Origin of the sequence: Phyllobacterium chamaecytisi (genome assembly GCF_020164455.1) — a bacterium.
GTDB lineage: Bacteria > Pseudomonadota > Alphaproteobacteria > Rhizobiales > Rhizobiaceae > Phyllobacterium > Phyllobacterium chamaecytisi.
On the sequence record NZ_JAIQWW010000085.1, the window covers coordinates 1 to 351 of the forward strand.

The 351-nt window shown below is 51.6% G+C and carries 1 pseudogene; it reads left to right on the forward strand.

From position 1 onward, the window contains the following. Positions 1 to 351 (forward strand): annotated as a pseudogene (locus tag LB462_RS31045) (extracellular solute-binding protein); the annotation flags it as partial.

Here is a 351-nt window from a genome sequence, read left to right on the forward strand (position 1 = left end):
ATGGACATCAAGGTGGTTTCCGAAACCATCACCACGCACGATTACGAGTCCAAGACACTCGCCAAGGCATTCACCGATATCACCGGAATCAAGGTCACCCATGACCTGATCGGTGAAGGTGACGTGGTCGAAAAGCTGCAGACGCAGATGCAGTCGGGCGAAAACATCTATGATGCCTATATCAACGATAGCGATCTGATTGGTACGCATTGGCGCTATCAGCAGGCACGCAACTTGACTGACTGGATGGCCAAAGAAGGTAAGGACGTCACCAATCCGGGCATCGACGTCGATGATTTCATCGGCAAATCGTTCACCACAGCACCGGATGGCAAGCTTTATCAATTGCCC